Annotated in this window: 11 protein-coding genes; 10 read left to right on the top strand and 1 reads right to left on the bottom strand. The window is 43.5% G+C overall.

Annotated features, from left to right (window positions below):
• Nucleotides 1-87 precede the first annotated feature (87 nt).
• Complete coding sequence (locus tag B5G52_RS03525; protein ID WP_087531314.1) at nucleotides 88-2,373, bottom strand: TonB-dependent receptor; 2,286 nt, start codon at nucleotides 2,371-2,373, stop codon at nucleotides 88-90.
• A 262-nt stretch (nucleotides 2,374-2,635) separates the two neighbouring features.
• On the opposite strand from B5G52_RS03525, the gene B5G52_RS03520 reads away from it, so the two are divergent.
• The 10 genes from B5G52_RS03520 (at nucleotide 2,636) to B5G52_RS03475 (ending at nucleotide 13,518) form a co-directional block, all read left to right on the top strand.
• On the top strand, nucleotides 2,636-3,937 hold the full coding sequence (locus B5G52_RS03520; protein ID WP_087531313.1) for a GntP family permease: 1,302 nt from the start codon (nucleotides 2,636-2,638) through the stop codon (nucleotides 3,935-3,937).
• 9 nt (nucleotides 3,938-3,946) lie between these two features.
• Nucleotides 3,947-5,143 carry a homoserine O-acetyltransferase gene (locus B5G52_RS03515; RefSeq protein WP_087531312.1) on the top strand — a complete coding sequence of 399 codons (1,197 nt, stop codon included), beginning with the start codon at nucleotides 3,947-3,949 and terminating at the stop codon, nucleotides 5,141-5,143.
• The gene (locus tag B5G52_RS03510; protein WP_087531311.1) at nucleotides 5,136-5,897 is read left to right on the top strand and encodes a 3-hydroxybutyrate dehydrogenase; all 762 of its coding nucleotides are present in this window, start codon (nucleotides 5,136-5,138) and stop codon (nucleotides 5,895-5,897) included. Before B5G52_RS03515 ends, B5G52_RS03510 begins: the two co-directional genes overlap by 8 nt.
• Before the next feature lie 8 nt (nucleotides 5,898-5,905).
• Complete coding sequence (locus B5G52_RS03505; protein WP_087531310.1) at nucleotides 5,906-6,613, top strand: CoA transferase subunit A; 708 nt, start codon at nucleotides 5,906-5,908, stop codon at nucleotides 6,611-6,613.
• Between the two features lie 10 nt (nucleotides 6,614-6,623).
• On the top strand, nucleotides 6,624-7,283 hold the full coding sequence (locus tag B5G52_RS03500) for a CoA transferase subunit B (RefSeq protein WP_087531309.1): 660 nt from the start codon (nucleotides 6,624-6,626) through the stop codon (nucleotides 7,281-7,283).
• 331 nt (nucleotides 7,284-7,614) lie between these two features.
• Complete coding sequence (locus tag B5G52_RS03495; protein ID WP_087531308.1) at nucleotides 7,615-8,856, top strand: OprO/OprP family phosphate-selective porin; 1,242 nt, start codon at nucleotides 7,615-7,617, stop codon at nucleotides 8,854-8,856.
• A gap of 93 nt (nucleotides 8,857-8,949) precedes the next feature.
• Nucleotides 8,950-9,852, top strand: coding sequence for a tripartite tricarboxylate transporter substrate binding protein (locus B5G52_RS03490; protein WP_254911136.1), 903 nt, complete (start codon nucleotides 8,950-8,952; stop codon nucleotides 9,850-9,852).
• Between the two features lie 12 nt (nucleotides 9,853-9,864).
• The gene (locus B5G52_RS03485) at nucleotides 9,865-10,335 is read left to right on the top strand and encodes a tripartite tricarboxylate transporter TctB family protein (protein ID WP_087531307.1); all 471 of its coding nucleotides are present in this window, start codon (nucleotides 9,865-9,867) and stop codon (nucleotides 10,333-10,335) included.
• A 3-nt stretch (nucleotides 10,336-10,338) separates the two neighbouring features.
• On the top strand, nucleotides 10,339-11,880 hold the full coding sequence (locus B5G52_RS03480) for a tripartite tricarboxylate transporter permease (RefSeq protein ID WP_087531306.1): 1,542 nt from the start codon (nucleotides 10,339-10,341) through the stop codon (nucleotides 11,878-11,880).
• A 15-nt stretch (nucleotides 11,881-11,895) separates the two neighbouring features.
• Nucleotides 11,896-13,518 carry a sensor histidine kinase gene (locus B5G52_RS03475; RefSeq protein WP_087531305.1) on the top strand — a complete coding sequence of 541 codons (1,623 nt, stop codon included), beginning with the start codon at nucleotides 11,896-11,898 and terminating at the stop codon, nucleotides 13,516-13,518.
• Nucleotides 13,519-13,530: the final 12 nt, after the last annotated feature.

Here is a 13,530-nt window from a genome sequence, read left to right as displayed (position 1 = left end):
TCCAACACGTTATGTTATAAGTGATTTTTTATATTGAAACAAGGTTTACCTGCTAGGGAAATATCAGGCAAACCTTTAAACACCAGCTTAGAAACGATAGCCCACAGTGAGTGACACTGTGCGAGGGTCGCCGTAATAGCTGATTAAGGTGTTATCACCACCAAGGCCTGGCGTATATTTACTGGTATCGCTAGGATCACTTGGATCAGGGGCAACAAATTGATAGCCGCCGATCATATACTCCTCATCAGTGAGGTTTTTACCGTATAATCCGGCACTCCAATGGCCGTCAGTGCTGTACCATGTGATACCGATATTCAGTAACCCATAGGCATCTTGCGTGAGCAGGCTATCTTCTTCAAAGAGTGCGTAATCACCTCGGTAATAGTAGTTACCGTTCATAACAAAGTCGCCCATGTCGGTATACATACGGTACGTTGCCCCTAAATTAAAGGTGAGATCTGGCGTGTTGGATACACTAAAACGATCTGATTTATCGAAGGTTTCGCCAGTTTCAGGGTTTGTATCAATGACGTTATCAAAACTACTGTCGATATAACCAATTGATGCATCGAAGCTCAGTGCTTCTGTAGCAACATAGCTTAGCTCTATCTCTATTCCATCTGAGGTCGATTCACCAATGTTACCTAAGCGCTGATTTAAATCGGCGGCGTTGTCACCTGGTAGTACAGAGATGTATTGGCGGTCTTGGTGATCAAGTGTGAAAAGCGTCACATTGGCGCGTAGGTTATTGTTCCATTCGCTTTTCATACCCAGTTCAAATGAGTCTACTATTTCAGGTTTTGCAGCAGGTTCAGCGGTGGTTGCACGCGGGTTGAAGGTGCCTGATTTAAAACCTTGTGCGTAACTTGCAAAAAACATGATGTCAGTGCTGTATTGATACTCAACCCCAGCGCGTGGTGTAAAACGTGACCAGTCTTCGCTGTCATCCAGTACTGTGGGTACTAATTGACCTTCAGGGCGAACATAGCCCGGTACCCAACCTGATTCAGGGTAAACGGTATCAAATATAAGGCCGTTATTGACTTGGGCTTCTTTACTGTCTTGGGTATAGCGCGCACCTAAAGTCATCGACCACTTATCATCAAAATCATAACTCCCTTGAATGTAGGCTGCTTTACTAGTGGAGTTGCTGCACCCACTTACTTCGCGGGTAAGACCTGGTGCTGCTAAGCTTTTACCGAGTTCTTCTAAGATAGCTTCAAACTGACCACACGATTCACCGTCGTAATAATACAACCCTGATACGAACTTATAGTTATCCCCTTGATGGTTAAGCTGTAATTCGTGTGTAGTTTGCTCATCATCATAAATAGCGGGTACGTCAAAAATACGGATAGAGGTATTATCAAAATCAATATTTGTTGGCGAGTAGCTTTCACGGCTTGAACCAATGTACTTTAAGCTGGTGTTGTTACTCATATCCCAGCGCGCGGTTAAGCTATAGCCTTCAAGCTCGACTTTGTTCCATGTTGGCAAGCTGGTATAAGAGTCGTATACGCTATCAGGGACGGGGGCATCGGTTAGTAAGCTGGGTAATAAGCGATAACCGCCTTTGGCGTTTGACTCATCTTCAGTTTTGTCCCACGCGAGTTTAAAAAATAAATCGTCAGTGGGTGTATATTCTAACGTTACGCGTGCGGCGGTAACGTCTTTGTTGTAGTTTTCACGGTCTTGATTATCAAGTGCAGACGTTAAAAACTCACCAAAACCATCACGGTTTAAGGTAGCAAAACCAAAGCCAACATAGAGTTTTTCATCTATCAGTGGCAGTTGCCCGGTTATTTTTAAGTCTTTTTGGTTGTAGCTTCCTACCGTGCCTTGTACGTTGAGTGTGGCATCGCCACTCATCTCTTTGGTCACGTACTTAATTGCCCCACCAATGGTATTTTTACCATATAGCGTGCCTTGTGGGCCGCGCAGTACTTCAATTTGTTGTACGTCCAGTAAATCCAGTACCGCACCTTGTGGGCGCGCTAAATAAACGTCATCAATATAAATGCCGACACCGGGTTCATAGCCCCAAAGCGGGTCTTGTTGGCCGACTCCTCGAATGAATGCCGTAATGGTTGAATTGGTACCGCGGCTGGCTTGCAACGTGGTGTTAGGTGAAAACTGTTGTACTTCGGTCATCACGCTAATGCCGTTTTCGGCCAACTCTTGTGCGCCAATAGAGGTCACTGCCACAGGGACTTCTTGTAGGTTTTCTACGGTTTTACGCGCGGTTACTTCAATACGTTCTAATTCACCTTTGGCTTGAGTGGCTTGCTCGGCGGCAATGTTGTTGCCACTAAATAGCGCCAGTGAAACGGCGAGGGTAACCGGTGTGATTTTTTGATTGAGCTTAATCATGGTGTGTTCCTGTTTTTGTTGTCTTTGTTGATTGTTTCATTGCTCATGTCACCTGCATCTAATGTAGAAGATAGTTGCAAAAAAGGAATTAGTACCATAGTGCTATACGCTCTCAATACCTTGAATTACCTTGCTTTTAAGCCAAATTAAAGCGGTGTAGTACCTTAGTGTTATGTCATTTTTACTGTTTTAACGTAAGACTTAAATCCAATTACTGCGATGTCACCTCATCTGTGTAATAACAATAATTATAGGAATGTCTATGCTGAGCATGATAGGGCTGTTAGGCGGTTTAATACTGCTGATTATATTAACGTTGCGTGGCGTTAACTTGTTTATTGCTGCGCCAATCTGTGCACTGCTAGTGGCATTAAGTAGTGGGATGGCTATATTTCCAGTCACGGCAGAGAGTAATTTTATCTCTGCCTATATGGATGGCTTTGCTGGGTTTTTAAGTGCATGGTTTTTTATGTTCTTACTCGGATCGCTATTCGGTAAGTTTATGGAAGACACCGGCGCGGCAGATAGCGTCGCAAGCTACATTGTCGGCAAGTTAGGCATGAAACATGCGGTGCTCGCAGTGGTCATTGCCTGTGCCGTACTTACTTACGGTGGGGTTAGCGTGTTTATTGTGGCGTTTTCGGTCTATCCGATGGCGCTTAGTTTATTTAAAGACGCTGATTTACCCCGGCGTTTTATTCCTGCCACCTTGGCATTTGGCTCGGTGACATTCACCATGACCTCGGCAGGCTCGCCTGAGATTCAGAACTGGATACCGGTTAAGCACCTTGGTACATCACCTTATGCCGCATGGGAAGTGAGCCTAGTGGTGGCTATTTTTATGGCGATAGTGGGTTATGTTTGGCTTAATAAAATGATTAAAAAAGCGGTTTCAAACGGTGAACGATTTGCTGCCCGTGATGATGACCCTGTGATCTTGGAGCGTGAACGACCACACCCAATCACTGGGGTAATTCCGCTCATAGTGGTGTTGCTTTTATCATTTATGTTGCACGATATTTTACAACAAACAGCCTTAATCGTGGCGTTACTCGGTGGCGTGTTAAGTATTGTGGTAATTAATTTTAAATACTTTCATAACATGGGCAAGGCCATCAATGTTGGGACCACGGGGGCGCTGGTTGCCATTGGGAATACGGCCGCCGTGGTAGGTTTTGGTGCAGTGGCTAAAGTGTCGCCGGCATTTATTGCTGCGGTTGATTTAATGACTCATATGCCCGGCAATGAGCTGGTTGGTGCAGCGGTAGCGGTGAGCGTTATTGCTGGCTTAACTGGTTCTGCCTCGGGCGGGCAAGCCATTGCACTGCCACTTGTCGCCCCAGGTTATTTGGATATGGGTGTCAACCCTGAACAATTGCACCGTGTCGTGGCGATTAGCTCCGGCGCACTGGATAGTTTACCCCACAATGGATATGTCGTTACCACCATACGGGCTATCTGTAATGAAACGCACCAACGGGCTTATTGGCCACTGGCAGCATTAACTGTGGTTATCCCGCTTATTGGTGTCGCGTTGGCATTAGGTCTATTTATAACTTTTTAAGGAAGGGCAATGAAAACAACATTCATAATCATCGGATTGCTTTTATTTTATAGTAGCGCCGTATTTAGTGCAGACAAAGCTGCGTCCATGCTGGTGGAGAAACAACATTTTACCAGCAAAGATTTTACCACTGTGTCTGGTAAGACTTTACCGCAGGTTGATATTGGTTGGGAAAGCTACGGCACGCTGAATAAAGCCAAAGATAATGTGATTTTAATCACTCATTATTTTTCTGGCACGTCTCATGCGGCGGGTAAATACAACGCTGATGACGCTTTGCCTGGGTATTGGGATGCAATTATAGGCCCTGGCAAAGCCATTGATACTAATAAATACTTTGTGATTAGCTCTGACACTTTAGTAAATGCAAACTGGCATGATCCGAACGTAATTACAACGGGCCCTGCTTCAATCAATCCTGCTACTAAAAAACCTTACGGGCTCGACTTTCCTGTAGTGACAATTACTGACTTTGTAAATGTGCAAAAACGGTTGCTCGATAGCTTAGGCATCAAAAAGTTACACGCAGTGATGGGCGCATCAATGGGGTCATTCCAGGCGCTTGAGTGGGCGGTGCGTTACCCCGATCAGGTTGAGCGACTTATTCATGTGATCGGTGCTGCAACTATGGATGCGTGGACGGTAGCGGCCCTTGAAAAATGGGCATTACCCATTCGGTTAGATAAAAATTGGCAGCAAGGTAATTATTACAACAAAGAGCGCCCGCTAGATGGTTTGGCGGCAACCATGCTGAACATTACGCAAGATGCCATGCATCCGATTATTTATAACGCCAGCTTCCCGAACTTTAATGTGCTTGATCAAGGAGCGTTGAATGATATTCGCACCTTGCCTCAGCTTAGCCAAACATTAGCAACACGGGCTATGGCACGCGCGAAAACCCAAGATGCTAATCACGTGTTGTATTTAGTGCGTGCATCACAGCTTTTTACCGCGGGTATGCAAGGTGACTTAACCAATGCACTGAAAAACGTGAAAGCAAAAACCTTATTGCTGCCTGCAACAAACGATTTATTACTTCGTCCTGAAAACATGCGCACAGTATATAGCGCGATGAAAACAGCTGGAAAAGAGGTTGAAATTTCAGAGATTGAAGGCGGTTGGGGACATTTAGATGGTATTTTTTCTATCTCACCAAAGGCTGAGCTTATCAGTGACTTTTTAAAGGAGCAACCGCATGAGTAAAACGGTATTAATTACTGGGGCTGCCAGTGGTATTGGTTTTTATATTGCTGAGCAACTAGCCAAGGCTGGTCATTACATTATCGTCACTGATTTACATCAACACAGCGCCGAACAAGCTGCAGCTAAAATCATTGAGCAAGATGGGAATGCACAAGGCTTTGCACTGAATGTGGCTGATAGTGATGCAATTGAAATATTTTTTAATGAGTTTAAACGGCCGATTGATGTATTGATTAATAATGCCGGTATTCAGCATGTAGCCAAGCTTGAGGATTTCCCGGCTGATAAATGGCAGCTTTTACAACAAGTGATGTTAGTTGGGCCAGCGATGATGACCAAAGCGGTGTTACCGCGTATGCGAGAGCAAAATTTTGGCCGTATTATTAATATTGGCTCTATCCATGCGATGGTCGCGTCTAAATATAAGTCAGCTTATATTGCTGCCAAGCATGGCTTAATTGGCTTTGCTAAAACCATGGCGCTGGAAACAGGGGATGCCAATATTACCATTAATACGGTATGCCCTGCGTACGTAAAAACGCCGTTAGTTGAACAACAAATTGCATCACAAGCTAAAGAGCATGGCCTATCAGAGCAGCAAGTCATCGATACTATTATGCTTGCACCCATGCCTAAAAAAGCCTTTATTGGTTTGGATGAAATACATCATACCGTCGCGTTTTTAATGGCAGATGCGGCACGTAATATTACCGCACAAGCAATAGCGATAGATGGCGGTTGGACAGCACAATAGGGGGTATTATGGCAGGTTTTGATAAAGTAGTAGCCAATTACAATGAGGCTATGGCAGGTCTTAAAGATGGCATGACAGTGATTGCTGGGGGTTTTGGTTTATGTGGGATTCCTGAAGGGCTTATTGCGCAAATTAAACGCCAAGGCACGCGAGATTTAACCGTCGTATCAAATAACTGCGGGGTTGATGGCTTTGGCCTTGGGGTGCTGCTTGAAGATAAACAAATTAGCAAAATGGTAGCTTCTTATGTGGGTGAAAACGCACTATTCGAGCAACAATTACTCAGTGGCGAGCTTGAAGTAGAGCTAACTCCACAAGGCACCTTAGCTGAAAAAATGCGTGCTGGTGGTGCGGGCATACCAGCCTTTTATACCGCAACTGGAGTGGGTACCCCTGTGGCTGAGGGCAAAGAAACCCGAAACATTAATGGCCGTGATTATTTACTAGAGCCGAGTATTACTGGAGATTTTGCCATTGTTAAAGCGTGGAAGGCTGACCGCTACGGTAATTGCATTTACCGCCATACGGCGATGAACTTTAACCCCATGGCCGCCACCGCAGGGAAAATAACCGTACTAGAAGTTGAAGAAATCGTAGAATCTGGTGAGCTTGAACCCAGTCAAATTCATACCCCAGGTATCTATATCGATAGAGTAATAAAAGGCGAGTTTGAAAAGCGCATCGAAAAAGTCACTACGCAAGCGGCAAAGCTTTAAGGAGTAAATAATGGCGTTAACACGAGAGCAAATAGCAAAACGCGTAGCGATGGAATTACAAGATGGCTACTACGTTAATTTAGGAATTGGAATACCTACACTAGTGGCGAATTATGTCTCTGAGGACATTGAGGTGATGTTGCAATCGGAAAATGGCTTGCTAGGTATGGGTCCATACCCCTGCGAACTTGAGGTCGATGCAGATATGATTAACGCAGGAAAAGAAACTGTCACAGCGGCGAAAGGTGCTGCCATTTTTAACTCCGCAGAGAGTTTTGCCATGATCCGTGGTGGTCATGTGGACTTGACGGTACTCGGTGCGTTTGAAGTCGATCAAAACGGCAATATTGCCAGCTGGATGATCCCTAATAAGCTAGTCAAAGGCATGGGCGGTGCAATGGATTTAGTCGCAGGGGCTAAAAATATTATTTGCACCATGACCCATGCAAACAAACATGGCGAATCAAAGCTGCTCCCAGAATGTAGTTTACCGCTAACAGGTGTGGGGTGTATTAATAAAGTGATCACCGATTTGGCTCTGTTAGAAATTAAAGATGGTGCATTTCACCTTTTAGAGTGCGCACCGGGTGTGTCAATTGAAGAAATAAAAGCTAAAACGGCAGGTAAGCTTGTTGTTAGCGAGCGTGTAAAAACCATGAATGTCGATTAATAATATAGGCAGACACTTACCGAAATTACCTTCTATGTAAAAAGTACTGTTGCATGTTTTATATATGTATAAAACATGCTCCTCTATCACTTTGAACCCACCTGTATAACCAAATAACAAATCAACCCCTTACCATTAAACTCTGCGCGTTAATTTATTGTGCTCATAAAGCTCATGCACTTTATGATTTTAATCGTTTTTAGATCGATCAATGCAGCTTAACTTCTAAATATTTCGTTAATTTCACGTTAACACTATGCTCGAAGACAGATGGCAGTGTGCAGTCGCTCATCTAACGACAACAAAATCATACACAGGTGTGGAGAAAATAATGAAAGCAAGTAACACACAGCTCGCTTTGGCAACTGCAGCAGCCTTGGCTAGCGGCTCAGCTTTTGCTGATAGCGATACTCAACAACTACAACAGCAACTAGATGCACTACAAAAAGAGGTTGATTCATTAAAAGGTAATAAAGCCTTTGACCTTGAATTTGGTGGTCGCGTTCAGCTTGATTACAACTATTTTAACGGCGCATATAACGCCAATAATGATGGGGATGCAGGAAGTGATTTTTTCCCGCGTCGTATTCGTACTTATGTAGAAAGTGAACACGGTAATTGGGATCACAAATTACTCCTTGAATTTGGTGAGGGGACTGCAGAAATCGTATTGGCTCGTGTCCGTTATGCGTTTGATAACGGCCTCAAAATTAAAGCTGGTAAAATTCGTGAAGATATGTCGCTTAATGCTTTAACCAGTTCTAAACATATAAATACGATTGAACGTAGTACGTTAGCAAATACTTTCTCACCGTTTTTCCGTTGGGGTGCATCTGCATATCAATACTTTAAAGATACCGGACTGCGTTATGCCGTTGGTGTTTATAAAAATGATGCCTTTGGTGCATCAGGTCATGATGAAGATGACCAACTAACACTGGCATTTACAGGCCGTGCTACATGGTCAAGTGCTGCGCCTGGCGATGTTATCCACTTAGGCGCTTGGCACTCGTATCGTGATATGGGTGGGAATGAGCTAAGCCCTCGTTTTGCTCGTGGCGAAATTCGTGAAACCAATGTTCGCTTACTTGATTATGCGGTAGGTGGCAGTACGGTCGCTCTTAATAGTATGTCGCAAAGTGGTCTTGAGTTTGCTTATCAAGCTGACTCTTTCACTCTTGAAGCTGAGTATGCAAGCCGTTATCTAGATGCCTTGGATAGTGCTAATCCTCTTGATGGTGAGCGTTTTGATGGCTTTCATGTTTCTGCAAGCTATTTCTTAGGTGGTGAGCAGCGTCAATATAAAGCAGGCTCCGCATTATTTGTTCAACCGAAGGGTATTAAAGATACTTGGGAGCTTGTAGGCCGTATTTCAAAAATGGATGCAACAAGTAGTACACAGGGTACTGAAGTGACTACTTATACAGTGGGTACATCATATTATTTGAGTAGTAATATTAAGTTTATGGGTAACCTTGTATACAGCGATGTAGAAGGCCCAGGTACGACGACATTAGTTGGCGATGAAGATGATGGCTTAGGCTTAGCTGCGCGTATTCAGTACTTATTTTAAGGGGCATAAAACATGAAGTTACTTACAAAAACGTTTAAATCATTTAAAACTACAGTGCTGGCAGCTTCGCTGGTACTAAGCAGCCCATTTGCGATGGCAGATATTCACTTTTTAGTGCCAGGTGGCCCTGGGGGCGGTTGGGACACGACGGCACGTGGTGTTGGCGAAGGCTTGGTCAAAGCTGGCATTGAAGATAATGCGTCTTTTCAAAATATGTCAGGTGGCGGCGGTGGTCGTGCGATAGCTTATTTGATTGAGTCAGGCACTAAAAAAGGCGATATCCTTATGGTTAACTCAACACCCATCGTGTTGCGCGCATTATCAGGGAAAATTCCTTACAGTTATCGAGATTTAACACCAGTTGCCAGCATGATCGCCGATTATGGTGCGTTTGTTGTGCGAAACGACTCACCTTACAAAACGTGGCAGGATGTGATTGCTGCAATGAAAAAAGACCCAGGCTCGGTAAAAGTTGCGGGTGGTTCGGCTCGTGGCAGTATGGATCATTTAGTTGCAGCTCAAGCGGTTAAGTCAGCAGGCCTTGACGGGCGACGTTTACGCTATATTCCTTACGATGCAGGTGGCAAAGCCAAAGCGGGGCTATTATCAGGCGAAGTTAACTTGCTCTCTACAGGCTTGAGTGAGGCACTAGAAGTGGCTAATGGTGGTCAAGCTCGTATTTTGGCAGTGACTTCAGGGAAAACGCTCCCTGATTATCCACAAATCCCAACACTTAAGTCATTGGGCTACGACATGGAATTTGTTAACTGGCGTGGCTTTTTTGCAGCCCCTAATTTACCCGCAGAGAAACTAGCGCAGTACACCGAAAAATTACGCAAGCTACAAACTACCCCTGAATGGGAAGCCGTACGAGCTCGTAATGGGTGGTTAAACCTGTTTCAAGAGAAAGATCAATTTATAAAGTCACTTGAGCAGCAAGAAGCACAGCTTAAAGTCGTTATGGAAGAACTCGGCTTTATTCGTACATTACGTTAATCGGGGCTAATGATGTTAAACCGTGAATTACTAGGGCCAAGTTTATTCTTGGCGCTATTTACCTTATACGCCATTGTTGCATGGCAAATTCCGCTTCTTCCTTTTGAAGAATATGAGACGGTGACCTCGGCAACCTTGCCCAAGGTTTACGCTGCTTTTGGCATTGTCGTCTGCCTGCTATCGATTGGGGCGACTTTATTAAAACCTAAAGAGCAAACCGCTGAGTTAGCACAGCGCTTAGAGAAGGATGATGTGCTTCGCACTTTCGCCTTGCTAGTGCTGATGGTTTTATATAGTGCGGCATTAGAGCCAATTGGTTTCTTAATTTCTACGAGTGCTTTTTTATTAGTTGGTTTTTTTGTGATGGGTGAACGACGTAAAAAGATTTTATTGTTTGCATCTATTCCTGTTGCCGTGGTTTTTTGGTTTTTAATGACCCAAGTGCTCGGTATTTATTTGGTTCCTGGTGATCTGTGGAGTTAAGTTATGTTTGATGGAATTATGCTAGGTTTGTCGACCGTGCTCGACTGGAATAATTTGTTGTACGTTATTGTCGGTTGCTTTGTTGGTACCTTTATCGGCATGCTACCAGGCCTTGGTCCTATTACTGCTATCGCGTTAATGATCCCAATTACTTATAGTATCGGCGCCGACTCAGGCATGATCTTAATGGCTGGGGTTTACTACGGTGCTATTTTTGGTGGCTCAACATCATCAATATTAATCAATGCACCAGGTGTTGCAGGCACGGTAGCCTCCTCTTTTGATGGCTACCCATTAGCTAAGCAAGGGCATGCTGGTAAAGCATTGGCTATCGCTGCTTATTCTTCCTTTATAGGTGGCACAATAGGCGCAATTTTACTCATGGTTGCAGCGCCGCTGTTAGCAAAAGTATCGTTAAGCTTTCAGTCACCGGATTACGTTGTATTGATGTTTTTAGGTTTGACTGCGATTGCTGCATTTTCTAATAAAGGGCAATTTTTAAAAGCCATGATGATGACTGTATTTGGTTTAATGCTTGCAACAGTGGGTATTGATCCATCGTCTGGCACAGAGCGTTTTACCTTTGGTCAAGCAGATTTACTCGATGGTATTAGCTTTTTATTAGTCGCAATGGCAACGTTTGCACTCGCTGAGGCATTGATTAATGTTGTTCGCCCTGAGAAAAAAGAAGTGAAGAGTATTAATGATTCTGATACACCGCAGATTGGCTCTACAAAACTGAGTAAAGCGGAAGTAAAAGAGATGGCACCGACCGTTGGCCGATCTTCTCTCCTTGGTTTTATTGTTGGTGTACTCCCTGGCGCTGGGGCGACAATTGCGAGCTTTATGGCGTATGCAACCGAGCGAAACTTAGCCCCAAAAGCATTAAAAGATAAATTTGGCAAAGGTTCATTGCGTGGTTTAGCTGCGCCAGAGTCAGCTAACAATGCAGCTTGCACAGGCTCTTTTGTCCCATTATTAACATTAGGTATTCCAGGCTCTGGGACTACTGCAATTATGTTAGGGGCATTAATTGCCTACGGCATTCAGCCAGGCCCAATGTTGATGGAAGAAAATCCAAGCGTATTTTGGGCTGTTATTGTTAGTATGTACTTTGGTAACATTGTGCTACTTATCTTAAACTTGCCACTGATCCCTTACTTTGCAAAAGTACTGGCGATGCCTAAATCAGTGCTCACTATCATGATCTTATTCTTTAGCTTAATTGGGGTTTATTTAGTCTCTTTTAATACATTTGACTTGTTTATGATGGTTGGTTTTGCGCTGGTGGCTTTGGTGTTAAGGATTCTAGCTTTCCCAATGGCTCCTTTACTACTAGGCTTTATTTTAGGTGATATGATTGAGCGCAACTTCCGTCGTTCGATGATGCTATCAGATGGTTCACTAAGCTTTTTATGGGAGCGCCCACTGACGTTGAGTATTTTTATCATCTCAATCTTGGTATTGTTATTCCCACTAAAAGACTTTATAACTCAACGCCGTGTAGATAAAGCCGCACTAAAAGCGAATCAAGAGCATACCTAATAATTAAGGTTAAGTATGAAGTACACCAAAAAGCAAAATCCATTGCAAAGCATGGTTAAGACACCTAAGCGCTTAGAAACGCGATTAATAATTTGGGTGACAGGATTATGCGTACTACAAGCAATATTATTTGGCGGTTTGGTGTATCAAATTACAGCGCAAAGCTTGCACAATCACATTGGCGATAAAGCATTAGCTGTTGCTACTAGTATTGCATCCAGTAAAGATGTGGCTCTGGCTTTACAAGAATCTAGCAATTTAGTAGCAATCAATCAAAAAATAGAAAATCTGCGTCAGCTTACTGACGCAGATTTTATTGTTATTGGTGATAAAAATGCCCATCGAATTGCGCACCCAGATCGTAATAAACTCGGCCAACCTATGGTCGGTGGTGATAGCCAAGCTGCGTTGCGCGGAGAGCGCTATATATCTTTAGCGCAGGGTAGTTTGGGAGAGTCGATTCGAGGAAAAGTACCTGTATACGATGAACAACAAAATATTATTGGTTTAGTCTCGGTTGGCTTTTTAGTTCAGTCAGTAGAGCCTTTGATTCAGGCGCGTATTGTTGAAATAGTCGCTTGGGGCCTGCTATTAGTTGTACTGAGTATTTTAGCCGCCGTGTTTATTGGCCAACGTGTTCGTAATGCTATTTTTGGTTTGCAGCCTGATGAAATCGCAAGGCTATTTTCAGAGCAAGACGCAATTTTAAACACTATGCGCAGTGGTGTTATAGCTCTTGATCCTGATGGCCGAGTGCGTAAATTAACGCAGCGCGCGTGCGAAATTTTAGATAAACCGACAGCTTACACTGAGCAAGATTTATTGCTCAGTGATTTACTGCCAGAACATGCTGACTTTTTATTACGTAATCAACGCCGTAAAATGGTTGGCTTTGAGCTGTTTGCGGCTGATAAACGGCTTGTTTTATCTCGTTTTTCATTGCAAGTACAAGGTCAAAATAATGGTATTTTATTGACTTTGCGCCCTGCTGATGAGCTTGAATATATGAGCCAACAGCTCACTAAAGTTCAAGCGTTTGCTGAATTATTACGCGTGCAAACTCATGATTATTCAAATAAACTTAATTTAATTGGTGCTTTGATCCAAATGGGTGAAACCGATAAAGCAATTGAATTAATAGGTCAAGAAAGCCAAGGCTCACAAGCGCAAATACATCATTTGCTGGAGCGTATTCAAGATCCTGTACTAGCAGGACTATTGGTTGGCAAATATCATAAAGCGCGAGAACTAAATGTAATTCTTGAGCTAAACCCAGATAGCTTACTGAGTGAAATTACCCATAAAGACATGATTGAACGAGTAGTGTCAATTTTAGGTAACTTGATTGATAATGCGATTGATGCGGCAATTAGGGCTGCAGAGCTACGTAAACCCCATGTGCGCGTTACGGTTGATGAAACAAGTAAAACGTTATTATTTGATGTTGAAGACAGCGGTATGGGTTTAGGTAGTGATCATGAAGTGATATTTACTCCGCAATATAGCTCAAAATCCGGGGCTGAACATGGCGTAGGTTTGTACTTAGTTAAAACCAATTTAGATTCATGCGGTGGTAGTTTAGAAATTGGTGAATCAGACCTAAAAGGCGCTCGACTAAGCGTTTATATTCCAAAATGAAAAATATAAGAG

Source organism: Pseudoalteromonas sp. A601 (assembly GCF_002165575.1).
Taxonomy (GTDB): domain Bacteria; phylum Pseudomonadota; class Gammaproteobacteria; order Enterobacterales; family Alteromonadaceae; genus Pseudoalteromonas.
This window is presented reverse-complemented; position numbering and strand designations above follow the sequence as displayed.

Bases quoted from the DNA above. Each gene is read 5' to 3' on its own strand.
- B5G52_RS03515 (WP_087531312.1), top strand. From the start codon at position 3,947: ATGAAAACAACATTCATAATCATCGGATTGCTTTTATTTTATAGTAGC.
- B5G52_RS03505 (WP_087531310.1), top strand. From the start codon at position 5,906: ATGGCAGGTTTTGATAAAGTAGTAGCCAATTACAATGAGGCTATGGCA.
- B5G52_RS03525 (WP_087531314.1), bottom strand. From the start codon at position 2,373: ATGATTAAGCTCAATCAAAAAATCACACCGGTTACCCTCGCCGTTTCA.
- B5G52_RS03485 (WP_087531307.1), top strand. From the start codon at position 9,865: ATGTTAAACCGTGAATTACTAGGGCCAAGTTTATTCTTGGCGCTATTT.
- B5G52_RS03510 (WP_087531311.1), top strand. From the start codon at position 5,136: ATGAGTAAAACGGTATTAATTACTGGGGCTGCCAGTGGTATTGGTTTT.
- B5G52_RS03520 (WP_087531313.1), top strand. From the start codon at position 2,636: ATGCTGAGCATGATAGGGCTGTTAGGCGGTTTAATACTGCTGATTATA.
- B5G52_RS03490 (WP_254911136.1), top strand. From the start codon at position 8,950: ATGGCAGATATTCACTTTTTAGTGCCAGGTGGCCCTGGGGGCGGTTGG.
- B5G52_RS03495 (WP_087531308.1), top strand. From the start codon at position 7,615: ATGAAAGCAAGTAACACACAGCTCGCTTTGGCAACTGCAGCAGCCTTG.
- B5G52_RS03480 (WP_087531306.1), top strand. From the start codon at position 10,339: ATGTTTGATGGAATTATGCTAGGTTTGTCGACCGTGCTCGACTGGAAT.
- B5G52_RS03500 (WP_087531309.1), top strand. From the start codon at position 6,624: ATGGCGTTAACACGAGAGCAAATAGCAAAACGCGTAGCGATGGAATTA.
- B5G52_RS03475 (WP_087531305.1), top strand. From the start codon at position 11,896: ATGAAGTACACCAAAAAGCAAAATCCATTGCAAAGCATGGTTAAGACA.